Here is a 22,897-nt window from a genome sequence, read left to right as displayed (position 1 = left end):
TTAAACGAGGGTGGAAAACCATGTGCCCAAGAGGGTGCCGACATAATTACCAATCAAATATCCGAACGTCCCGACCAGCATCACCGGAGCAACGAGGCCCTGCCAGCCTTTGGCAATCGCCATCGCCGCCGCTGTTGTCGGACCGCCGACAGATGCGTTGCAGGCCAAGAGAATTTCCTCAAGCCGAAAACGAAACAGCTTTCCGGCGAAGAGCGATACAATCAGGTTGGACATGGCAACCACAAAGACAAATGCAAGGAGGAGCGGGGCGTTCATGAAGATGATCCGCAAGTCTGCCGGAATGCCGATCACGACAAAGAATAAGTAAATCAAATAAGTCCCGATTTCCTGTGAGCCGCGCAGCCGTTCAAAATAGCGGGGAAAGGCGATCGTCAGCAAAATTGTCAGCGTCGTCAGCAGCAGGAACTGGTCGCCCAGGATAAAGGCAAGAAACTGAAACCCGCCGTCAGAAGCAAAACGCTCTTTGAAAAAGGCCGCTGCTTTTACAGATACAGCAACGATCGCAAAGGCGGTTCCGATGTTTAAAGCAATGTCCTGTAAGGACATCTCTTTTCTCTTCCAATAGGCTTCCGCCTGATTTTCGCGGCCGCCCGCCCCTTCTTGAACGCCAAAGCGTTTTTGAAACCATTTAAGCGCCGGTATCCCCATTAAAATGAAAAAAAGAAGAGCCATCATAAAATTATCCGCAACCACCGTCGATGATACATACTCACCGGGAGTTGAGAACTTCGCAGCCATCGCCGCAAAATTCACGCCTCCTCCGATATAAGAGGCACTGATCATCCCGCCGATTTTATCAAGGTGCGGAATCTGATGCTTAAACAGAAAAAAAGCAATGACGCTTCCGGCCGCAGTGCCGAGGGCGCTGATACAAAATATCATCAAAAGCCTGCCGCTTTCTTTCAGGATCTTCCGCACATTGATTTGAAAAAGCAGCAAAGGAATCGCAAGCGGAACAACATAGGACCACACCGCATCATAAACGGGCGACTCGGCCGGAAGAATCCCTGCATTCGTAAACAGCATCGATCCGCCCAGTGCCAGTACAGCCCCCGATACAGCCGCAGCCCAGCGAAACCGCTGCTCCAAATAAATGCTCACAGCCGCCCACACCGCAATAAACCCCCAAAGCATCCATGCATCATCCGGTGAAATGAGTGAAGATTTCAAAAATAACCCCCCTGTTTGCGATTGGTATTTTGAATTATCTGATAATTAAATAGTGTAAAACGGAATGCCTAATTGATCAATGATAATAGATTTAGAAAAAATAGTCACCATGTTGACAAGTTTGCTGAAAGAGGGTATTGTAAATTTGTCAACATGTTGACTATATTTAAAGGAGAGAACAAATGGACATCAACGGCTTAATCAACGAATTACATTTGATGCAGCAAAGCTATGCGACATTGTTTTCAGTTGTCAATAAGGTGCAAACCCGAGGTGACGAATACATGGAAATATTAACGTCCAGGCAACATATGGCGCTCATCGCCATCGCGCATTTGCCGACTGAAACTGCCACGCTTACGAATATCTCCAAAAAGCTTGGCACAACCAAACAAACCGCCAACAAGTTGATGACCGGCCTGATCAAAAAAGGCTATGTCAAATCAGTGCCAAGCCAAAAAGACAAACGCTCCATTAATATTGAAATGACCCCTGAAGGAAAGAAAGCGCTGGTGGATTGTTCCGAAAGGTCCGTCTATTTCTTGGCCGACTTGTTTCAGCAGTTTACATCCGAAGAGGTTGCGACATTTTGGCGGCTGTTGCAAAAGCTTTACCGTTTTGACGGTGAAGAACAGGACGGTTTTGAGGAGAATGCAAACATTCAGCTTGGCGTGGGGAATCCGTTAGATACAGAAAAGATTCTCGGAGAATTTGAGAAACGCCGCTATGGAGGAGAAAATGATGAAAAATGATCTTCATGCAAAAGTAACAATTTTTAAAATCAAGGTAAAGGAGAAGCTGTATCATGCAAAAGATAAATTCCGGCAGACAAAAGAAACCTTTCGCCGCGGCACGAAATTAGACAGGACAGGACCCTTTTTCTCAAGTTGCATTGCCCTGATCATCATTGGATGTTCCTGGGGGACAGACGCAGAATGGCTCGTCTGGTTAGGGGCCACAAGTCTTTTAAGCAACGTTTTATTGCTGTTTGCAACATTTTTTCGCCGCAATCAACAGTCAATTTGACATTCATTGTGCTGGATCTAATGGATCGTATCGTAGATCAATCAATGACTTGCGAAAAGGATGTTCAGAAACTTATTAGAATTGTAGAATAGTGATTTCAAAGACAAGAAACCATTCTTGTCTTTTTTCAGTTGAAACCTCTTATTTCCATATGCGTATAAAGAAAGGGAGGTGGAAAAGTGAAACAGAACAAAAGAGAACAACTTGTTAACCTGTTTAGTGTGTTAAATGAAAAAAGTCAGATCAACGCGGCGGTGTTAGTCGCTGAAGACGGAGACATTCTTTATCAAGGTGCCTTCGGTTATGCAAACTTGGTAGATAAGCGTTTATTGAAGGAACATTCCTTATTTGAATTAGCATCGCTATCCAAGCCGTTCACTGCTTTGGGCATCCTTCAATTAGCACAGCAAGGGGCATTGAATGTTGAGGATCCCGTAGAACGGTGGATAACCGGATTTCCCTATCAGGGCATAACGATTCACAATTTATTGACACATACGTCGGGTCTGCCCGATTATATGGAGTGGTTTCTACAACATTGGGATCATAACAAGATTGCTGTTAATCAAGATATCGTTGATATGCTGATGAATCATCAGCCGCAACGCTATTTTGCCCCGGGTGAAGCTTGGCTGTACAGCAATACGGGATATGTGCTGCTTGCGGTTATCGTTGAAAAGGCATCCGGTCTGAGTTTTGCTGAATATATGAAAAAAAGTATCTTTGAACCGGTGGAAATGCGGAACTCAAGGGTGTATAACAGAAGGCTTCAACCTGAAACCATTGAGAACTATGCGTATGGATATGTGTATGACGTGCATACAGCACAGTACGTTCTGCCTGATGACCTTGAAGAAACAAAATATGTCTGCTATCTTGACGGGATTCAGGGGGACGGAACCGTAAACTCAACCATTCATGACTTATATTTGTTTGATCAAGCCTTATATACAGATTGTTTGATCAATCAAGTCTCAAAAGAGCTTGCTTTTTCTCCCGCGTCTCTGAAAAACGGAGAGTCTATAGATTACGGGTGTGGATGGGTGCTTCGGGATAGTCCTGAAACAGGGAGAATTGTCGGTCACAGCGGCGGCTGGCCAGGCTATTCAACCGTAATGATCCGATATATCGATCAACGAAAAACCTTCATTTATTTGAGCAATGTGGAACAGGATGATGAATATGAACAGGCCATCTTTGAAGCCGTTGAAAATATCCTGTTTGACAAGGCCTACAAAATCCCTGATCGCCCTGCCGATAAAAAGAAAAAAGAGATCGATCCGGCCATTTACAAAAGATATGTCGGAAGTTATTCACTTCAGGATGGCACCGCCGCTGATGTGACAGTTGATAAGGACCGGATTTATATGCAAATCACCGGACAGATCCGTTTTGAATTATTTCCAGCCTCGGAAACGCGCTTTTTCCTCAGGTCATTGTCTGTTGAAGTGGAATTTATTTTGGAGAATGGTATGGTAACCCGCTTGATTATATATCAAAATGGCGCAGAGGAAGAAGCGGTGCGGACAGTGGAATCAAACAGCAAGCTATGACCGTTTTGATTGAGAGTTTGGCGGCCTGGCTCTGTTGTCTGTCAGGAGGAAATTTATCGTTGGAAGGTTGATTATGTAATTTGGGGATATCTGCCCGGCTGAATTTCCTGATGAAACATCAAGCGAATATTCATAGTAAAGGTGCACCATCTAAAAGGATGTCTAAGGAGGTTAATGAGGCTGAACAAATTTAATTTTATAAAAAATAGTCATCATGAGTTTTATGAGCTAAAAGAAAACGATCTAATAAAAGCGGAAGATAGACTTGGTTTTCTATTTCCTAAAGAGCTCAGAGAATTTTATTTAGAGATTGGGTACGGGTTTATAAATGGGAATAATAATGCAATAAACAGACTTTTAGATCCCGCTACTATCGCAGATATCACTTTAAGGGAAGATATTTACGAATTTGACCCTGATTTAGATGATATATATGAAGATGAAGACAAGCTTGTTTTTTATGAGGTAAATGAAGGTGTATATTTAACGCTTGATTTAAATGATACGGATAAGTCTCCAGTATTCTTTTTGGATAAAAAAATAGCTGACTCTCTAGAGGAATTTATTAAAAAAGTTGATCAAAATAATCGATACTTTGAAGATATGGCAGATTAAATATTTTTTTGATTTGACCTTGATTGGCTATTGCCTTTCAAGACTTTCTTCCAAAAAGGAAAATGGGGCACTTTTAAAATCCGTTTTGTTATACGCAGATGTAGGATCTGTTGAACGAGCCCTGGATGATGAATACAGTGGCATGATCATTTTGGGATGGAGTGTTTATACAGCTGGAACTGCTAAAATAACAGTAAAAACCAAGCAGAAAACATCTGCTTGGTTTAAAAACTAATACTTCGGCCAGCCTTTGGAATCCCAGTTTAAATCATTGATCAGCAGCTTAGGCGCCCCGTTGTCAAGCGCATCATAACCATGTCTGACGATGATGTTGCCGTTCACGATATCTGCGCCGCCTGGGCCCTTCCATTGGTCGTTTCCGGAATCGAGGATTGTGCCTCCGCCTTCCGTCATTTTCTTGCCGCTTTTGTCATAGTAAGGTCCCGTAATTTTGGTTGAGCGGCCGTAAGCGATCTTATACGTGCTGTTCACACCTTGACAGCATTTATCGAACGAAACGAATAAATAATAGTAGCCGTTTTTATATGTGATAGACGGCGCTTCAACCGCTCCGCCATGGCTCGGTCTTGATGCGATGGAATAAACCTTCCCTGTAGGTTTCATCGTTTTTTTATCAAGCTTTGTCAGCTTGATGCCGCTCCAAAACGAGCCGAAGGACAGCCACGGATTTCCTTCTTTATCAACGATCATTTCAGGGTCGATCGCATTATAATTGTTCGAGGTCGTCGTCCGGGTGACAAGTCCGTCGTCGCGCCAATTTCCGGAAGAGATTCGGTCTGTTGAAGCGAGTCCGATCGCCGAAGTATTGGAGCCGAACGCGGATACCGCATAATAAAGCCAATAGCGACCATTATAATAGCTGATATCAGGCGCCCATTGGTTTTTTTCATGGTGTGGCACGTACTTTTTCCACCATGATAATGGAGTTGGAAATATACTTGGCGCTGCGCTCCACGTTTTTCCGTCTGTCGATTTGATGACGCGGATTCCATTGCCGATACCAGTACCGAATGTATACCATGTATTTCCTTCTTTAATCATGGAAGGATCATGAATAACGTTGTCTCCTTTTGTATCCCAAAAAGCCGCAGATGTTGGTTCAGCTGCCGAGAAAATAAGCAGAAAAAATAAAATAAAACCAGAAATGATAGATTTAGCCACAGTTGTTCTCCTTTCAAATTTCGATGTCCTTTAACAATCGGCCCTCCTTTTTAGAGAAATATTTCCCAACAACACGCACTTTATTTTAGCAGGGGTTCGGCCTCTCTCAATCAGACAAAGGACTTGTTTTTTAGTCCTGAAATAAAGCATAAAACTCAGAAGATACCCATATTAAAAAAACAATCACCCAAAAGTCATTTCGTTGTCTGAATCTTAAAGGGGTGATGTAATTATTTTGACTCATCTTGGAATATTTTTAGATTGGATGAATTATAAAACCTTTGAGATGTTCTGGAGAAAATAATGTGGATTATAAAAAGCGTTGGAGGAGAGCACGGTTTGCCCTCGAATATCTTCATTTGCCCCGGAAGGTGAATGACACTTTTAGTTGATTTAGTGGTTTGAAATTGGTAATATGAATTTGAAGATAGACTGTCAAAATTAAATGCATCACAAAAAGACCACAGGTGCGTCTCCAACGCACGGGTCAAACGTTCAGGTGTATTTTTTCTTTAAGAAATGCATAAAATAAAAAAGACCCGACTGCGTCAACAGTCGAGTCGCGTGTACAAATCGGCCCAACAAGGGCTTGGCTCAGTCATTTTAAAATAGACTTTCCCTATGAACTTTACCAGGGCTCAAGGGAAGTCTATTTTTCTTTCTTCGACAACACGGCAATTAACATGCCAAAAGCAATCATTAACGAGATTGTTTCGAATGTCGTCATAAGCATCACCCCCTTTCATAGGGGATGAGCCAGCTTCCCTTGAGTGAGCCCGAACTTTGTACAAAGAATATTTTACCATAACACTTTCAATCAGCGGCTGTTTTTTGTTGAATGAAGACAGAGTTTTTAGAGGTGGGAATTGAAAAAATCAAACGCAAAAACAGCAGGAAATCCGTTGGAAATCAACGTTTTTCCTGCTGTTTCGATTCGGTATGATTCCGACTGGGCTCGAACCAGCGACCTCTACCCTGTCAAGGTAGCGCTCTCCCAGCTGAGCTACGGAATCATGATATGTAACACTGGGTATTTGTTTTGCTGACAAGTTCTATTATATGCAGATTAGATGGGTTCGTCAACTGTTTTTTTAATTTTTTTTGAGAGAACTGAGAAAGAGGCTTGCAGACTCCCGCGCGTTATGAAAAAATCGGCTTATATAGACATCAAACGGGAGCGGGGATTGAATGGATCTGATACTTAAAAGCATTGATAGTACTTTAATTGTAGTTTTAGCCGTTTTTTTCATTTGGAAATTCGTTTATGAAATCAAACATGAGAAGAGGAGCGCTGTTATTTTGCTTTTGCTGCTCATCAATATTTGTTTTATCGTAAAAGTGTGCGGTTTAGTCTTGCAGTTGCTGTAGAACAGAAAGCGAATATAAGATACCTGTCAAGGAGATCAAACCAATGAAAACAGAAAAGCAAAAAATGCTGGACGGAGAGCTTTATCATGCTTCTGATCCGGTGCTGTGCCATGACAGACTCAAGGCGCGCAAAATGACGAATGAATTCAACCATTCGAACGAAATCGACGACAATAAAAGGACCAAGCTAATCAAAGAGCTGTTTGGATCAACAGGGGAAACGATCCACATCGAACCGTCGTTTCGCTGTGATTACGGCTTTAACATACATGTCGGGGAAAATTTCTTCGCCAATTTTGACTGTGTTTTCCTCGATGTATGCGAAATCCGGATAGGCGATCATTGTATGCTCGGACCGGGTGTCCATATTTATACGGCGTCCCATCCGCTCGATCCGTCCGAAAGGATAAGCGGTGCGGAGTACGGAATACCTGTCATCATCGGCCGGAACGTTTGGATTGGCGGCAGTGCGGTCATCAATCCCGGCGTCAAGGTCGGCGACAATGCAGTGATAGCTTCCGGAGCCGTCGTGACAAAAGATGTCCCGGACAATGCCATCGTCGGCGGCAATCCGGCGAAAATACTTAAATACGTTGACGGCAAAAACACCAATTCTATGTGATTGGTGTTTTTATTTTGGAATAGTCACGGTGAAAGTCAGAGCTGATCAAACATCCGCGGAAGCAGTTTCCTCCCGCGGATAAGGTGCTATCGGGTGACCGTAATATTGTTGATGACCAGCTGTCCCAATGAATTGAGATAAGAAAATGTCGCTTTGCCTGGGCTGACGGCTTTTACGTACACGCGGTCCGAAGTGATTCTGACGGTAATGGCGCTGCCGCTGTAGGAAACGTTCGAAATGCCGACGTATTGATCTTCCTGTCCGACTTTCATCGGCCTGTTGATGACGATCGCCTGAGGGGCGATGATTCCTTGTGCAGATGCGTGAGAAGAGAGATTTTCAGTTTTAGAGAGTTCCTGGGCTTGTACATGCATGGGACTTCCTGAAACAGCAAGCATACCCGCCAGTAATGATGAAGCAACTAAACTTTTACCTAACCACTTCATAACCATCATCTCTTTTCCTATGTGATGATTCCAGGATATGGTATTACCGACCGCTAGTCAATCGGTTCCAATGATGATTCACACATTGGACAAACGAAAACAAACAATTCGTGAAGCGGCAGGAAGAACGGATCATCATCCCGAAGCTGTTCTTTTGTTCAAAGCGTTAATGAAGGTTTTCACATTTTTCTTGTCCTGCATGACGGGTGAATATATATAGGAAAGCGTCCTGTTAAAGGTTTGATTTTTCAGCCGGATCACGGAAAGGTTTCCGTGCTGTACGTCTCTTTCAATGACGCTTTCAGACAGGAGAGACAGCCCGATGCCCGTCATGAGCGTTTCTTTGATCCCCTGGTTGCTGCTGATCGTCAGAAACGACTTCACTTTTAAACCGTTTGAACGGATGACATGGTTTAAGTATTCGCGTGTGCCTGAGCCAACTTCGCGCGTTACCCACGTTTGATTTTGCAGATCGGCCATTGTCACGTCCTGTTTGGCCGCAAGCGGATGATCGCTTGAAGCAGTGATAAACAATTCGTCCTGCATAAAGGCGTGTACAGAAAGCTCTTTTTCATTTGTCTGTCCTTCGATCAAGCCGATGTCCACTTTGTACAGGCGGACGGATTGCACGATTTCTTCCGTATTTCCAATGACGGCCTTGAGTTCGAGCTCAGGATATTCTTTTTGAAGGTCGAACAAGAGCGATGGCAAAATATATTCGCCGATTGTGAAGCTTGCGCCGATTTTCAGCTCGCCTTTGATCGAGTTGTGGTGATCGAGAATGTCTTGACGCGTTTGTTCATAGATGGTGATCATTTGTTTGGCGCGGTCGTATAAAATTTCACCGGTTGGCGTGATTTTTAAATATTTCGGAGAGCGTTCAAATAATTTCGTCTGGAATTCTTTTTCAAGATTTTTAATGTGCATGCTCACGCTCGGCTGCGACATAAGAAGAAGCTCGGCCGTTTTCGTGAAATTTTTGACTTCTGCAAGGGTAACGAATGTCTTCAGCGCATCATAATGCACACGAATCTCTCCTTTATTAAAAATCTTAATAGCTGTGATAATTAATATATATTTTACTAATGTTGAGTATTCCAGTAAACTTTAAATTAGAATCTTTTTTAGGAATGTTTGGTTTGAAGCAGGCTGACGCCGAGCGGCAAAGGGGACGTGATGAGTGAGCGCTTACAATATTTCTTAGCAGCAAAAGCCGTGATCGACAGATGTTTTGCGTCAATAAAACCGATTTGATTTATAGGAATAGTGGATATATGATGAGTGTAATCCTTTTCCGTTTCAAAACAAGTCATGATTTTTTTATTCCTTAGTGAGGTGGATATCGTTGCAACTTCAGGTAATGAACAGTCCTTTTAATCAGGAGCAGGCAGAGCTCCTCAACCGCCTTCTGCCAACTTTGACGGCATCACAAAAAGCCTGGCTGAGCGGTTATCTGGCGGCTGTGCAAACCGCCGATGCCGCGGCGGCGCTTGAAACATTGCCGGCGGAAGTTCCGGCTGCAAGCCCGGCCCAGCCTGTTTCCAAAGAAGTGACCATTTTATTCGGATCGCAGACAGGAAATGCACAGGGACTTGCCGAAAACGCGGCTAAGACACTTACAGAACGGGGATTTCAAGTCACCGTCTCTGCAATGAGCGATTTTAAACCGAATCAATTGAAGAAACTAAAAAACCTCCTGATCGTCGTCAGCACCCACGGTGAAGGGGATCCGCCGGACAACGCGCTGTCATTCCATGAATTTCTCCATGGCAGACGGGCTCCGAAGCTCGATGATCTCCGTTATTCTGTGCTCGCTCTTGGCGACACATCGTATGAGTTTTTTTGCCAGACCGGAAAAGAGTTCGATCAGCGGCTTGGTGAGCTTGGGGGCACAAGGCTCCATCCGCGCGTCGATTGCGATCTCGATTATGATGAGCCGGCTGCAACATGGCTTGACGGTGTCATCTCAAGCTTAAACGAAGGACAGGAACAGGGCACAAGCGCCGCACCTGCTCAACCGGCATCTCCGCAAGCCACAGGAGGAGAAACGGTATATTCGAGAAAAAATCCGTTCAGAGCGGAAGTGCTGGAAAATTTGAATTTAAACGGCCGCGGCTCAAATAAAGAAACGCGCCATCTTGAATTATCGCTCGAAGGCTCAGGCTTGACTTATGAACCTGGTGATGCGCTCGGCATCTTTCCGGAAAATGACCCGGAACTCGTCGATATGCTGCTGGCCGAGCTGAAATGGGATCCGAATGTTACCATCACTGTTGATCAAGGGGAAAACCTTTCACTAAAAGAAGCGTTGACTTCTTACTTTGAAATTACGGTGCTGACAAAGAAATTCATTCAGCAGGCGGCAGAACTCATTGAAAATGAAAAGCTGCGCGAGCTTGCCGCTTCGGAAAATGCGGATCAATTAAAAGCGTATATCGCCGGCCGCGACCTGATTGATTTTGTTCGGGATTTCGGTCCGATCGCAGCAGCTCCGCAGGAATTTGTTTCGATTCTTCGAAAAATGCCGCCGCGTCTTTATTCGATCGCATCGAGCTTCGCTGCAAATCCGGATGAAGTGCATTTGACGATCGGTGCTGTCCGCTACAATACGCACGGCAGAGACCGAAAAGGGGTCTGCTCGGTTTTATGTGCCGAACGCCTTCAGCCTGGCGACACGCTGCCTGTTTTCATTCAGCCGAATAAAAACTTTAAGCTGCCGGAGAATCCGGAGGCTCCGATTATCATGGTCGGTCCTGGCACAGGCGTTGCGCCGTTTAGATCATTTATGCAGGAGCGCGAAGAAACCGGAGCACCGGGTAAATCATGGATGTTCTTCGGCGATCAGTATTTCGTCACCGATTTCTTATATCAGACAGAATGGCAAAAGTGGCTGAGTGACGGCGTGCTGACAAAAATGGATGTCGCGTTCTCGCGGGATACGGAAGAAAAAGTATATGTACAGCACCGCATGCTGGAGCACAGCAAAGAACTGTTTGAGTGGCTTGAAGAGGGAGCGGCTTTCTACGTTTGCGGTGACAAGAACAACATGGCCAAAGATGTTCAGAACGCATTGCTTGAAATTATCGAAAAAGAAGGCGGCAAAAGCCGTGAGGAAGCTGAAGCCTACCTGGCAGAAATGAAAAAGCAAAAACGCTATCAGCGCGATGTATACTGATTTTGATTGAAAGGGGACTTTTTCAACATGGGGAACGAAATTTTAAAAGCGCCTGAAGGACCGCCGAGCGATGTAGAACGCATTAAGAAAGAAAGCAACTATTTGCGCGGCACCCTGAAGGAATCGATGCTCGAGCCGCTTTCAGCCGGAATTTCCGATGACGACAACCGTCTGATGAAGCATCACGGCAGCTATTTGCAGGATGACCGCGATCTCCGCAATGAGCGTCAAAAGCAGAAGCTTGAGCCGGCGTATCAGTTCATGCTGCGCGTCCGGATGCCGGGCGGTGTCGCAACGCCTGAACAGTGGCTTGTCATGGATGAGCTTGCCCGGAAATATGGAAACGGCACATTGAAGCTGACAACCCGGGAAACCTTCCAAATGCACGGCATTTTAAAATGGAATATGAAAAAAACGATACAGTCGATCCATTCAGCCATGCTAGATACCATTGCAGCATGCGGCGATGTTAACCGGAACGTCATGTGCGTTTCCAATCCGTATCAATCAGAAATCCATGCAGAAGTGTATGAATGGTCGAAAAAGCTGAGTGATGACCTCCTGCCGCGCACACGGGCATATCATGAAATCTGGCTTGATGAAGAAAAAGTGGCCGGTACGCCTGATGCGGAAGAAGTCGAACCGATGTACGGACCGCTGTATCTGCCGCGGAAATTTAAAATCGGCATCGCCGTTCCGCCGTCAAATGATATCGACGTATTTTCACAGGATCTCGGGTTTATCGCGATTGTGGAGGATGACAAGCTCATCGGCTTCAACGTCGCGATCGGCGGCGGCATGGGCATGACCCACGGGGACAAAGCAACGTATCCGCAGCTTGCCAAAGTCATTGGCTTCTGCAAGCCTGACCAGTTATACGATGTCGCCGAAAAAACGATTACGATCCAGCGTGACTACGGAAACCGCTCGGTTCGCAAAAATGCCCGCTTCAAGTACACGATTGACCGCCTCGGCTTGGAAACGGTCAAAAACGAACTGGAAAACCGCCTCGGCTGGAGCCTCGCTGAAGCAAAACCGTATTATTTCGAGCATAACGGCGACCGCTACGGCTGGGTCAAGGGCGTAAAAGGAAGATGGCACTTTACGATGTTTATTGAGGGCGGTCGTGTTACTGATTATGATGATTACAAGCTGATGACCGGCTTAAGGGAAATAGCCAAAGTTCATACTGGTGATATCCGCCTCACAGCCAACCAAAACTTGATCATTGCAAATGTCACAAGTCAAAAGAAGAAAAAGATCAGCGAGCTGATCGAACAGTTTGGTTTGACTGACGGCAAGCATTATACAGCGCTCCGCCGCAGCTCGATCGCATGCGTCGCACTGCCGACGTGCGGATTGGCGATGGCCGAAGCGGAACGGTATTTGCCGAAGCTGATTGACAAAATTGATGAAATCGTTGTGGAAAACGGTTTGAAGAATGAAGAGATTACGATCCGCATGACAGGATGCCCGAACGGCTGCGCCCGCCATGCGCTCGGCGAAATCGGCTTCATCGGAAAAGCTCCGGGAAAGTACAACATGTACCTCGGCGCGGCTTTTGATGGCAGCCGTCTGAGCAAAATGTACCGGGAAAACATCGGTGAAGAAGAAATTTTAAAAGAACTTCGCGACATTCTTCCGCGCTATGCGAAAGAACGCAATGAAGGAGAACATTTCGGAGATTTCGTCATCCGCGCCGGAATTGTTAAAGAAACGACGGACGGAACGAATTTCCATGATTGATGGTCATTTTAAAAAAAATGCCTCAGCCCTTTGATTGGTGCTGAGGCGTTTTTCTGTTTACGAAAATGACCGGGCCGTTTCCGATTCGATGATCATTTTCATAAACTCGGCAGCCGCAGGTGTTGCTTCTTCAAATGAAGGTGTAATCAGGCCGACCTCGCGGATAATTTGAGGAGAGATGTCTTTTTTGATTAACTGATGGGACACGGAGGAAAGCGAAAAGTTTGAAATCAAGCCGATCCCCAAGTTGTTATTGACCATATTGACCAATGTTTCCGCGTTTTGCACAGTCAGATTTTCTTTTAATTCGAGGCGGTGTTTTTGAAAGATTTGAGATACGGCAATTTCGTGCCCGCCTTTACAAAAAATCAATTCATTTTGATGTTTTTTCAGATCAATGAATGGTGCGTCTTTTAAGTGATGATATTGCTCAGGAATGACGGCCGCCATCCGGTCTTGGAACAATACTTGACTTTCGAACCCGTCAAATGGAGAGGCGACGATTCCTAAATCAACCAGGCGAGTTTCAACCCATTGCTTGATTTGATCAGAGGTACCCTCGATCAGCTCGATTTGTACGAGCGGATATTTTGATCTGAAGGAGGCGATAGCCTGCGGCAAAATATTCGCTGAGACGGCAGGGAACGAGCCAACCTTAACTTTCCCCCTGAGCAGATGATTTTCTTGATCGGCCACCTGGTATATTTTGTTTTCAATCACGATCATCTGTCTGGCCAGTACGACGATTTCCTTCCCCGCGTCAGTGAGCTTTATCTTGTTTTGTTTATCCCGAATCAACAATTTGACCCCGAGCGACGTTTCCATACTTTTTATAGCTTTGCTCACGGCCGGCTGTGAAATATACAGTTCGTTGGCGGCTTCTGTCATATTTAGTGTCTCCGCGACTTTCACAAAGATGTGAAGGCTGTTCATATTCATAACCAATTGGTTATACCCCCGATAATAAAAATGTATTTCAGTTATATGTCAATATAGCATATGCTGTACATGAAACAAAGAAGAAAGGTGACGGGTTATGTTTAAAGTACTTTTTGGAATCATCTCTGTAACACTTATTTGGGGGTATACCTGGGTGACAATGAAAATCGCAATCACTGACATTCCCCCTGTTTTATTTTCGGCACTGCGGCTGTTCATCGGAGCAGTTCCTTTGTTTGTGATTCTCTTGTTCAAAGGAAGGAAACGTTCAATAGGAAAGGAGAATATCAAGCATTATCTGGTGATGAGTTTATTGATGGGTTTAGGTTATATGGGGGTGTTAACTTACGGCATGCAGTTTGTCGATTCGGGAAAAACGTCTGTTTTGGTGTACACCATGCCCATTTTTGTTACTGTCATCAGTCATTTTAAATTAAACGAGAAAATCAATGTGTATAAAATGCTCGGTTTGTTTTCTGGTTTGATCGGTCTTTTGTTTATATTAGGAGGAGGGATTCTGCATGTTGATCAAAACGTCATATTTGGAGAACTTTGTGTTTTAATCGCAGCGCTCAGCTGGGGCATCGCCAATGTTTATAGCAAACTGAAATTTAAACATACAGATATGATTCATATGAATGCATGGCAGCTTCTCACAGGGGCGGTGATGTTATTGATCTTCTCTTTTATACTGGAACCGTCCCGGCCGATTCACTGGTCAAATGAAGCGATCTTGTCTCTTTTGTTTAACGGTTTATTCTCTACGGCTTTGACGTTCGTCGTTTGGTTTTGGATACTGAATCAAATCGAAGCGTCAAAAGCATCGATGGCTTTAATGTTTGTCCCCGTATTAGGCCTTTTATTCGGCTGGCTGCAGTTGCATGAACCGGTCACATTCAGCATCCTGATCGGCGCATTCATGATCTGTATCGGGATTTTTATGAATACTTATCAATTTAAAAAAGTGTAAAAAAAGGCAGAGGGTCTATATGGTAATATGAAATGGGAGGGAGATTGATGAAAATCGAACACATCGCCATATGGACGAACAATTTAGAGGAAATGAAAGATTTCTATACCCGGTTTTTTCACGGAAAGGCGAATGAAAAATACGTCAACCCGAAAAAGCATTTCGAATCATATTTCATTCAATTTGAATCGGGAACACGGCTTGAGCTGATGAGACGCCCCGATCTTGCAAAAGGAGAGGAAAACGCTTGCGGCTATGCACATATGGCGTTTTCCTTAGGATCGCGGCAAGAGGTTGACGAGATGACGAGCCATTTTGAAAAGGAAGGATACCAAGTTGCCGGAAAGCCGCGCGTCACGGGAGACGGGTATTATGAAAGCGTCATTCTGGATCCTGACGGCAACATCGTTGAGCTGACCGTTTGACGGCAAAAAGCTAATGTCCGTTTTTAGACATTAGCTTTTTTCGTTTAGATGGCAGCATCGAGCTGATTGATTTTCCATTTGTTGTTTTCTTTCACAAACGTGATCTTTCTTTTCGCGGTCACTGATCCATCCAATGCCGGTACGGAAAATTCATATGTGCGGGTATTATTTTTTTGTGAGATCAGTTTGATTTTTGCCTTGTCCCATCCTAAGAGGTTATCCCCATCGCCGACAGGCACGGCCATTTTTCCTTTATAAGAAATGATGTTGTATTTTTCAAATCCTTTTTTAATGGCGTCTTTTGTGAAAACTGGTGTCAAGTAGTCTGTTAATTTTGCTTTTGTGCTGAATTCACTGCACATATACGTATATGGAAGACCGCGGTATTCAAATGTTTTGGATTGGCAAGTTGAGTTTTTCGCTTTTGGATTGTGGCCGCTCATCGTATTCCAAAAGTGCTCCCGTGCCTGCAAGGTCATTTGCATGACTTGCTTATTTGTTAAATTCCCTGATGTTTGATTTTTCGCTGCGAGAGACGCTCCGGCAGGCAAGATCAGTAAAACAGCTAATAAACAAGCGATTAACTTTTTCAATGTTCCTCTCTCCTTAAATATATCTCTTATGTTACAAATGTTACAATAATTACAGATAGATTACAAGAGGTTTGCGGGAAAAATTTTCCTCCGCTGTTTTCTTATATATGACGACATAAAAGCAGCTGGGGTTTACGTATATTGATTCGTTTCCCGGATTTCTCTGCTCATAAACACAAAAGCATCATGTTGAAAAAACATCTTATACTGAAAAAGAATTCCAGCTTAAACCTGCGTCAAAACAGGAAAGAGAACGACTGAAACATAAATGAATAATGTTGTTAAAAATCAGAATTTTATATAAAATCAAACTTTACCAGTAAAAAAACTGTAACGAAATTCGCATCAATCTGTCATAGCGATGACATTTTGCTGTGTTACGATTTTCCCTGTTAGTTTCAAAAGGGCTAACAAGGGAGGATTTAACTTATGAAGAAGACAATCATGTCCTTGGCTGCAGCCGCGGCTATGTCGGCGACTGCATTCGGAGCGACTGCCTCAGCAAAAGAAATCGAAGTTCAAAAAGGAGACACGCTCTGGGGGATTTCTCAAAACTACGGAATGAACCTCAAGGACTTAAAAAAATGGAATCAGCTTTCTACAGATCTGATTTTACCGGGTCAAAAGCTGAACATTTCTTCTCAAGAAGAAAAATCTGAAGAAAAGCAGTACACCGTTCAGCCAGGGGACACGCTCTCAAAAATCGCAAAAGAGTTCGGTGTGACTGTAAGCGATCTTCAAAAACGGAACAACCTGAAGTCAGACTTGATTATTGCAGGGCAAACGCTTGCGATAAACGGAGAAGCAGGAGAAACGGCTGCAACAGCACCTGTGAAACAAGAGTCCGCGCAAAAACAAAACGATCAGCCTGTCAACGTGCAAAAGGAAATCACAGTGACAGCAACTGCGTATACGGCAAATGACGGGGGCATTTCGGGCATCACAAAAACGGGAGTCGACCTGAATGCGAACCGTGATGCGAAAGTCATCGCGGTTGATCCAAGCGTGATTCCGCTCGGTACGAAAGTATATGTGGAAGGCTATGGCGAAGCGACGGCTGAAGATACCGGCGGCGCCATTAAAGGCCATAAAATAGACGTATTTATTCCAGATAAAAAAGACGCTTTCAATTGGGGCGTCAAAACCGTAAAGGTCAAAATTTTAAACTAATATAAAAAAATGCAGGAGGCGTTTCATGCCTCCTGCATTTTTTTGAGGACCGATATTTATGCTGCATGATGTTCCGCGCGTCTGCTTTTCACAAAAAACGAAATCACAAGAGCAGCGGCTGCAAAGACGATGGCTACGAAATAAACCATATGAACGCCTTCTGTCATGCCTTGCATGTGCAGCTCCTGACGGCTGCCTCCTGAAGAATGCGCGATAAAGCGATTCGAAACGGTCGTCAGGATCGTCGTGTACAATGCCGGACCGATGGCCCCTGACACTTGATTGACCGTATTCATAATCGCCGAACCATGCGGGTACAGCGGTTTTGGCACCTGGTTCAAACCGAGCGTCATAATCGGAGCAATCGTCAACCCGACGCCGAGTGTGAAGCCGGCGTACAGCATCATTCCGACCGCCATCGGCGTATCGCTTGAAATATTCGTAAACAGCGAAAGGACGGCAATCACAATGATCAATCCGGTGATCAACAGCGGTTTAAAGCCAAGCTTATCAAACAGGCGTCCTGCAACAAGAGATGTCATCGCCAGGACAAGGCCGCCCGGCAGCATAAGAATGCCTGTATAAAGCGGTGACAGCTCAAGCGCCATCTGGAAGTAAAGCGGCAAAATCAGCATCATCGAAAACTGCAGCATCATCACGATCCACATCAGGATAACCGAGACGGAAAAAATTTTTGAACGAAACGGCCTCATATCTAGCATCGGCACTTTCAATTTGAGCTGGCGCATGACGAACAATATTAATCCGATGACACCGGCCGCCAGTCCGATGATGACTTTCGGACTGCTCCAGCCCGCTGCTTCCCCGGCGTTGCTGAAGCCAAAAACGATTCCGCCAAACCCGACGGTCGATAAAAGAATTGATAATATGTCAATTTTCGGATACGTCAGTTCGGTTACATTTTTCAAGCGGAACGCCGCATAAAAAATCATGAAGACCGATACTGGCAGCATCATGAAGAAAACAACCCGCCATGAATAATGCTCGACAATATAGCCTGATATGACCGGACCGATCGCCGGGGCAAATAAAATAACGAGCGTGAGGATCCCGGTCATCGTTCCGCGTTTTTGCGGCGGAATTAAAGTCAGTATCACATTCATCACAAGCGGCAATATCAGGCCCGTACCCGAACCCTGGATGATCCGTCCTGCGAGAACGAGCGGGAAGACCGGAGCGATTCCGGCCAGCAAGGTTCCCACTGTAAATAACGTCATCGCAGACAGAAACAGCTGCCTTGTCGTAAAGCGCTGCATTAAAAACGCGGTAATCGGCACAGCGATGCCGATCATGAGCATATATCCGGTTGACAGCCACTGGGCCGTGTTCGCTGAAATGCCGAAATCGTCGATGATCTTCGGCAAAGCCACATTCATGACCGTCTCATTAATTAGAGCGAGAAAATTTCCGACGATTAAGATTGCGATAATCATGAAGGAGCCTTTTTTAGCTTGTTCCATTTGCATGTCCCACCCTTTATGATCGTTTTAGTAAAAAAGGAATTTGTTCGGCGGCTGCACTAAGGGGCCGGCCGCTTTTTTTCGTCACTGAGAGCACATACGCACCCTCAATCATCGCTTGTATCGCGACGCTCAGCGTCTCGGCAGTTTCCGGCGCATAGCCTGACTGGAGCAGTTTATCCTGATAGACAAGCTGCCAGTCTTGATAAACCTGTTCACACGTTTGGCGGAGCCTTTCGCTGAACGACCACGTTTCTGCGGCGACGGATACGATCGGAATATCATCGTTTTCTTCCATGATGTACTCCTCGATTCCGTCAGCCATCATCTGGATATAAGATTGAAACGCCTTGACAGGATCAGCTTCACGGCGGATCACTGACAATATATACGCTTTGATTCTTTCCCCGGTTAATTGAATCGCTTCTTGCGCCAGCTCTTCTTTGCCGCCGGGAAAATAATAATAAAGCGATCCCCGAGGCGCTCCGCTTTCGGCTGTGATTTGGCTCAGACCTGTGGCATGGTAGCCTTGTTTGCGGAACAAGCGTGAAGCCGCCCGCAATATTTTGTCGCGGCTGCTCATTTTTTCTGCCATTCTATCATTCCCTTATACTTTATACTGATCGGTCTATATAATTTTAACGAAAAAAAAGACCTTTTTTGAAGGCCTGTTTTAAAAAAAGGACGATTTGTCCATATGGGGGTTCACCGCGAATCCGCTGAAGGCTTCAGAAAGCCGGCAATGAGAGGCGCCACAGCAATCGCTGCCAAGATCGACAAAAGGCTGTCAGATATGAAGTGAACAAAAGCAGAGTTGATGGTATAGAGTGCGAGCACCGTTAAATAAACGGCCAAAAAAACATAGCCGAACATTTTCTTGCGGAACGGTCTTTTGAGTTGAATCAAAAGAAACAATCCGGCCAGTAAAATGAAAAACGTCACTGTTCTGTTCTCCCTTCGCAGGAAATGTTTCTCAATCCTCGTATGTCTGGTTTCTTTCTTTGTTGTCTTCAAATGCCAGATGAATGACAAATAAAAACAGACAGGCGATGATTTCGACATCCAGCGGGATGGTGATGCTGTCCATCAATTCATCAGCGAGATGGATGGCAAGCCACGTAAAAAAACATTCGATCATAAAGGTCACGGCTTTATGCCCGATCATAAAGCTCAGAATTTTTTCCGGGATTTCAAACAGCGCGCCGAGGCCAAAAGATAAAAGGATATACCAGAAGAGCGACCAGGGCGATTCGTATGTAACGCCGAAAATCGCAAAAAAACCGGCAACGCCGAAATAATAAGACCCGAATAAGAGCGTAAACACAGTGAGGATCAAAAGAAAGATCATAGTCACTGCGAACATGGTACCGAGAGTTTTTTTAATCATTAAACATTCATTCCTAATCATGCAGTGTATATTCATGATATCAGAAAAATATCCGGTTGTGAGTTATAAATGAGATTTGGGGGTTAAAGTTTGTGTGGATGGGGAGAGTGAAGAGAGCATTCTGAAAAGTTCCTAAGATGTTTTTCGAGACCTAATTAATCACCATATAACATATTTGGAGCGTCTTCATAAAGGCTGCAATCAAGAGGATAGGATCCCAAATAAAAAAGGCTGCCAGCCGGCAACCTCACTTTGTTAATCATATTTCGTATTTGCTTGTTCTTAAACCGACGTGTTTACCCAAAGAATCTTTTTCGTGACTTAGATGATTTTCGATTTTGGTTCAATTGCTTTTTTTAAATCTCATTTATATTCTCTATTCTTTTTCATCATGATGAGATTCAAGGTATTGCTCTAAAAATTCCTTATCATCTTCATCTTCTGGCCAGAGTCCTAAATATTTGTGTTCCCAGATAATACTTCTTTCATAATCATCAGCATCTGACAACTCTTCATAATCATAATCGATATTGAACTCACCATCACTTTTAATCATCATGGTTAGATTTGTCCAAGTCTCTTGATCACTATCTCTAAACTCGTACCACAGCTCTTCTAAATGATCTAACATTTCTCCTAAAAGGCTATCATAATTTTCTTGTCCTATTTCAAAAATTTCAGGGATATCATGGCAATATATTGGTGAATCACTTCCTTCAGGGTGATAAAAAAAGAATCCTTTTCGTACACCTTCAGTGATTTCACCATAAATATAAACTTTTGACCATTCTTCAGGTATAATCCCAATTACTGTCTCTGCAATCTTCTGATATAGCATGTTTAATTTATTTTCATCCATACTCCTATTTACCTCCAGGTTGATTTTCAAATTCTACTCGAACCCATCTTTTTTTCTCAATCTTATAATCTATTCTAAACATAGTAGGTCTTTGTGAACTTTCCTTGTATACTGGCTGTATTTTAACCTCAACTTTCCTTCCTTTTTCGAGGTGTTTGGCCCACATGTTCTCAAGCTTTTTCCATTCTCCTTTATTTAAGTTACCATCCATCGGCACAAGGTTGTCAAGCTTTCCAGACCCTTCGAATATACTTGCAATGAGATGACCGCCCTCATCGGTTTTTAATCGATCTTCACGGCCGGCAATTCTTTGGGCGTATTTGTTTCTCTTTGCTGCTCCCAAATTTAGTTTGCCGCTGACATTTGTAATACGTCCTTTATGATCAGTTTTATAAGTATAGCCTACAGGCGTTGTATACTCAATGTTCGGTTTTAACACCTTTCTTCTTTTGACTCTTGTGAAATGGTCACCATATTTCACTTTATGGATGGTTTTTGAGTCTACTTTAATGTCTGTTTTTGTTTTGGAAGAAACACCCGCAATGATGCTGACCATTCGATTTCTTGCTTGTTTTGCTTGATCAGAAATCTTTTTGGTTTGTTGAATTAATTTATCTTTCAATCGAGATCCATCTATCGTATTGAACGGAACTTTACCAGCATTGGCTAAAGCTAGTTGAGGAGAAGCGATTTGGACTTTCGGAATGAGATTTTTAATATCTTTAAAATCCCTGACAACTTTATCAGCTGCTTTCTTACCTGCCTTTTTCGCACTCTCTATGCCCTTGCTAGCTGTCTTTTTAGAGACATCCTTTATCTTAGATGCGGCTTTTCCCATCTTGCCCGCCTTAGCCAACTTGCTAACTTTGTCTGCACCTTTCGTTCCGACAATGGATGACGCAACCATTCCGGTAGCGTATGTAAACCATCTCGCCCTGCTTTCTGCATCACCATTGATGACGTCCCTCACGAAGGAGTCCTCGATATCTTTCTTTATGATTTCAAATGTTTCTACAGGGTGGGTGACTGTGTAGGCAATGCCCTCTAGCGTTTCTTTTGGATTGGTTATGGTATCTCGTATTCCTGTCACTGTATCGACGGCCACATCTTCTATTCCTTCTTCAATGCCCTGCTTAATACGCCCCATGATACCACTTTGTTTTCGTTTTCGATTTATAGTGTAAAAATAGTAATTTTGCTGCTTTTCTGTCAGATTTTCAATTCCAATCTCTTGTGCAATCTCAACAAATTCATCAGGATCAATGACATTTTCGAGCTTTTCCTTTAGGTGAGAGATTTTATTAACCTGTTTGTTAGCTTCACTAACTTCCTTTTCGAGTTTTGATCTCTTATCGAGCTTAGCCAACATAACGCCCATCGCTGTTTCCTGGTTTCCACTCAAGGTATCCATTTTATCCTGTTTTAAAATAGAACCTTTCTGATAGCCGGTGATTTCAATTTTAGGGCCTGTGTACATTTTTTCAAGCCTAGCGATGTATCTTTGCATTGTTCCTAAGTCGTTTTCAGCGGCTTTGATGGTGTTCGTCTGCTCCCTGTCGAATGTATGTAATTTTTCAATTGTCTGATTGATTTCTTTTAAAGCTTTCGAGTAATTCTCGTGAAAATTACTGTCATCTAATTCCGGCAAATCGACTATATGGCTGACTTTAGCGATCGTAGCATTCGTTTTAGAAACCAAACGCTTCGTGGTGCGATCGGCATCTTTCACTCCTTGTTCCAGCTCATTATCGAGGAAGGCTTGCGAAATATATCCATTGTGTTGTGGCTCCAGGGAATTCAATGCACTTTTGATTTTCTTCAATGCTGATTGATATTCCTCGATAAAAGTTTCAAAAAATTGAAGGAATGGGGTGTGACACTCTTTATAAAAATTCCGTATTGCGTCGCCGCCTTTTCCTTTTAAGGCATCGTTGAGCGACGTGATACCTTCCACGCTTTTTTTAATGTTGACGATTTCTTCCGATTGTTGCTTTAATTGTTCCACCGTTTGATCAATCGCTTTGTGCAGCGCCTGAACGTCCAGAGTCTTCATGGCATTCTCCTCTAATACTAAAGTTGCAATCATTTTAGAGTTTACCACTTTACGGAAGGGTATTGGTGAATACATCCTGTATACCCAATAAAATGA

General features: G+C 43.9%; 24 protein-coding genes and 1 tRNA gene. 11 read left to right on the top strand and 14 right to left on the bottom strand.

Annotation, left to right across the window (positions count from 1 at the left end):
* Positions 1-1,155 (bottom strand): DUF819 family protein, encoded by a 1,155-nt coding sequence (locus tag H2R00_RS08560; protein ID WP_244958326.1) that lies wholly within the window; start codon positions 1,153-1,155, stop codon positions 1-3.
* Between the two features lie 218 nt (positions 1,156-1,373).
* On the opposite strand from H2R00_RS08560, the gene H2R00_RS08555 reads away from it, so the two are divergent.
* The 5 genes from H2R00_RS08555 to H2R00_RS08535 all read left to right on the top strand — a co-directional run bounded on the left by H2R00_RS08555 (position 1,374) and on the right by H2R00_RS08535 (position 4,620).
* Positions 1,374-1,943 (top strand): MarR family winged helix-turn-helix transcriptional regulator, encoded by a 570-nt coding sequence (locus H2R00_RS08555; RefSeq protein ID WP_182070850.1) that lies wholly within the window; start codon positions 1,374-1,376, stop codon positions 1,941-1,943.
* On the top strand, positions 1,930-2,217 hold the full coding sequence (locus H2R00_RS08550) for a hypothetical protein (RefSeq protein WP_244958299.1): 288 nt from the start codon (positions 1,930-1,932) through the stop codon (positions 2,215-2,217). The genes H2R00_RS08555 and H2R00_RS08550 overlap by 14 nt, the downstream gene beginning before the upstream one ends.
* A 179-nt stretch (positions 2,218-2,396) precedes the next feature.
* The gene (locus H2R00_RS08545) at positions 2,397-3,770 is read left to right on the top strand and encodes a serine hydrolase (protein ID WP_182070849.1); all 1,374 of its coding nucleotides are present in this window, start codon (positions 2,397-2,399) and stop codon (positions 3,768-3,770) included.
* A 180-nt stretch (positions 3,771-3,950) separates the two neighbouring features.
* Complete coding sequence (locus H2R00_RS08540) at positions 3,951-4,385, top strand: SMI1/KNR4 family protein (protein WP_182071045.1); 435 nt, start codon at positions 3,951-3,953, stop codon at positions 4,383-4,385.
* Positions 4,345-4,620: a hypothetical protein gene (locus tag H2R00_RS08535; RefSeq protein WP_182070848.1), complete on the top strand. Its 276-nt coding sequence runs from the start codon at positions 4,345-4,347 to the stop codon at positions 4,618-4,620. The genes H2R00_RS08540 and H2R00_RS08535 overlap by 41 nt, the downstream gene beginning before the upstream one ends.
* Here H2R00_RS08535 and abnA read toward each other — a convergent pair.
* The 3 genes from abnA to H2R00_RS08525 form a co-directional block, all read right to left on the bottom strand.
* Positions 4,617-5,567: an arabinan endo-1,5-alpha-L-arabinosidase AbnA gene (gene abnA / locus H2R00_RS08530; protein WP_182070847.1), complete on the bottom strand. Its 951-nt coding sequence runs from the start codon at positions 5,565-5,567 to the stop codon at positions 4,617-4,619. The two genes, H2R00_RS08535 and abnA, sit on opposite strands and share 4 nt — an antisense overlap.
* A 649-nt stretch (positions 5,568-6,216) precedes the next feature.
* Positions 6,217-6,267: a hypothetical protein gene (locus H2R00_RS21215; RefSeq protein ID WP_228767678.1), complete on the bottom strand. Its 51-nt coding sequence runs from the start codon at positions 6,265-6,267 to the stop codon at positions 6,217-6,219.
* Positions 6,268-6,507: 240 nt separating this feature from the next.
* A tRNA-Val gene (locus tag H2R00_RS08525) sits at positions 6,508-6,580 on the bottom strand.
* 398 nt (positions 6,581-6,978) lie between these two features.
* Between H2R00_RS08525 and H2R00_RS08520 the strand changes: the two genes are divergently transcribed.
* Positions 6,979-7,557, top strand: coding sequence for a maltose acetyltransferase domain-containing protein (locus H2R00_RS08520; RefSeq protein WP_182070846.1), 579 nt, complete (start codon positions 6,979-6,981; stop codon positions 7,555-7,557).
* An 86-nt stretch (positions 7,558-7,643) separates the two neighbouring features.
* Here the strand turns inward: H2R00_RS08520 and H2R00_RS08515 are convergent, their stop codons facing one another.
* Both H2R00_RS08515 and H2R00_RS08510 read right to left on the bottom strand, forming a co-directional pair.
* On the bottom strand, positions 7,644-8,003 hold the full coding sequence (locus H2R00_RS08515) for a hypothetical protein (protein ID WP_225852966.1): 360 nt from the start codon (positions 8,001-8,003) through the stop codon (positions 7,644-7,646).
* Positions 8,004-8,138: 135 nt separating this feature from the next.
* Positions 8,139-9,029 (bottom strand): LysR family transcriptional regulator, encoded by an 891-nt coding sequence (locus H2R00_RS08510; protein ID WP_182070845.1) that lies wholly within the window; start codon positions 9,027-9,029, stop codon positions 8,139-8,141.
* 319 nt (positions 9,030-9,348) lie between these two features.
* Here H2R00_RS08510 and H2R00_RS08505 point away from each other — a divergent pair, with 319 nt between their 5' ends.
* The gene (locus H2R00_RS08505; RefSeq protein WP_182070844.1) at positions 9,349-11,178 is read left to right on the top strand and encodes an assimilatory sulfite reductase (NADPH) flavoprotein subunit; all 1,830 of its coding nucleotides are present in this window, start codon (positions 9,349-9,351) and stop codon (positions 11,176-11,178) included.
* Positions 11,179-11,205: 27 nt separating this feature from the next.
* Positions 11,206-12,924, top strand: coding sequence for an assimilatory sulfite reductase (NADPH) hemoprotein subunit (gene cysI, locus H2R00_RS08500; RefSeq protein ID WP_154994899.1), 1,719 nt, complete (start codon positions 11,206-11,208; stop codon positions 12,922-12,924).
* A 57-nt stretch (positions 12,925-12,981) separates the two neighbouring features.
* Here cysI and H2R00_RS08495 read toward each other — a convergent pair whose 3' ends face one another.
* Entirely contained in the window at positions 12,982-13,869 is an 888-nt protein-coding gene (locus H2R00_RS08495; protein WP_154994901.1) for a LysR family transcriptional regulator, read from the bottom strand.
* Between the two features lie 91 nt (positions 13,870-13,960).
* Here H2R00_RS08495 and H2R00_RS08490 point away from each other — a divergent pair, with 91 nt between their 5' ends.
* Positions 13,961-14,833, top strand: coding sequence for a DMT family transporter (locus tag H2R00_RS08490; protein ID WP_182070843.1), 873 nt, complete (start codon positions 13,961-13,963; stop codon positions 14,831-14,833).
* A gap of 47 nt (positions 14,834-14,880) precedes the next feature.
* Positions 14,881-15,258, top strand: coding sequence for a VOC family protein (locus tag H2R00_RS08485; RefSeq protein WP_154994905.1), 378 nt, complete (start codon positions 14,881-14,883; stop codon positions 15,256-15,258).
* Between the two features lie 44 nt (positions 15,259-15,302).
* Here H2R00_RS08485 and H2R00_RS08480 read toward each other — a convergent pair whose 3' ends face one another.
* On the bottom strand, positions 15,303-15,851 hold the full coding sequence (locus tag H2R00_RS08480; RefSeq protein ID WP_154994907.1) for a DL-endopeptidase inhibitor IseA: 549 nt from the start codon (positions 15,849-15,851) through the stop codon (positions 15,303-15,305).
* Between the two features lie 429 nt (positions 15,852-16,280).
* Between H2R00_RS08480 and H2R00_RS08475 the strand changes: the two genes are divergently transcribed.
* Complete coding sequence (locus tag H2R00_RS08475; protein ID WP_154994909.1) at positions 16,281-17,021, top strand: LysM peptidoglycan-binding and 3D domain-containing protein; 741 nt, start codon at positions 16,281-16,283, stop codon at positions 17,019-17,021.
* Positions 17,022-17,077: 56 nt separating this feature from the next.
* Here H2R00_RS08475 and H2R00_RS08470 read toward each other — a convergent pair whose 3' ends face one another.
* From H2R00_RS08470 to H2R00_RS08445, 6 genes are all read right to left on the bottom strand, one after another.
* Positions 17,078-18,502 (bottom strand): MDR family MFS transporter, encoded by a 1,425-nt coding sequence (locus H2R00_RS08470; protein ID WP_182070842.1) that lies wholly within the window; start codon positions 18,500-18,502, stop codon positions 17,078-17,080.
* Between the two features lie 16 nt (positions 18,503-18,518).
* The gene (locus H2R00_RS08465) at positions 18,519-19,097 is read right to left on the bottom strand and encodes a TetR/AcrR family transcriptional regulator (protein WP_154994913.1); all 579 of its coding nucleotides are present in this window, start codon (positions 19,095-19,097) and stop codon (positions 18,519-18,521) included.
* Between the two features lie 110 nt (positions 19,098-19,207).
* The gene (locus H2R00_RS08460; protein ID WP_244958298.1) at positions 19,208-19,444 is read right to left on the bottom strand and encodes a hypothetical protein; all 237 of its coding nucleotides are present in this window, start codon (positions 19,442-19,444) and stop codon (positions 19,208-19,210) included.
* Between the two features lie 31 nt (positions 19,445-19,475).
* Positions 19,476-19,889, bottom strand: a complete 414-nt coding sequence (locus tag H2R00_RS08455) for a regulatory YrvL family protein (protein ID WP_154994915.1) — start codon at positions 19,887-19,889, stop codon at positions 19,476-19,478.
* Between the two features lie 376 nt (positions 19,890-20,265).
* Positions 20,266-20,748 (bottom strand): immunity protein YezG family protein, encoded by a 483-nt coding sequence (locus tag H2R00_RS08450; RefSeq protein ID WP_182070841.1) that lies wholly within the window; start codon positions 20,746-20,748, stop codon positions 20,266-20,268.
* A gap of 4 nt (positions 20,749-20,752) precedes the next feature.
* Positions 20,753-22,801, bottom strand: a complete 2,049-nt coding sequence (locus H2R00_RS08445; protein WP_182070840.1) for a T7SS effector LXG polymorphic toxin — start codon at positions 22,799-22,801, stop codon at positions 20,753-20,755.
* Positions 22,802-22,897 lie beyond the last annotated feature (96 nt).

It is taken from the genome of Bacillus haynesii, from assembly GCF_014042035.1.
GTDB classification, from domain to species: Bacteria; Bacillota; Bacilli; order Bacillales; family Bacillaceae; genus Bacillus; species Bacillus haynesii.
This window is presented reverse-complemented; position numbering and strand designations above follow the sequence as displayed.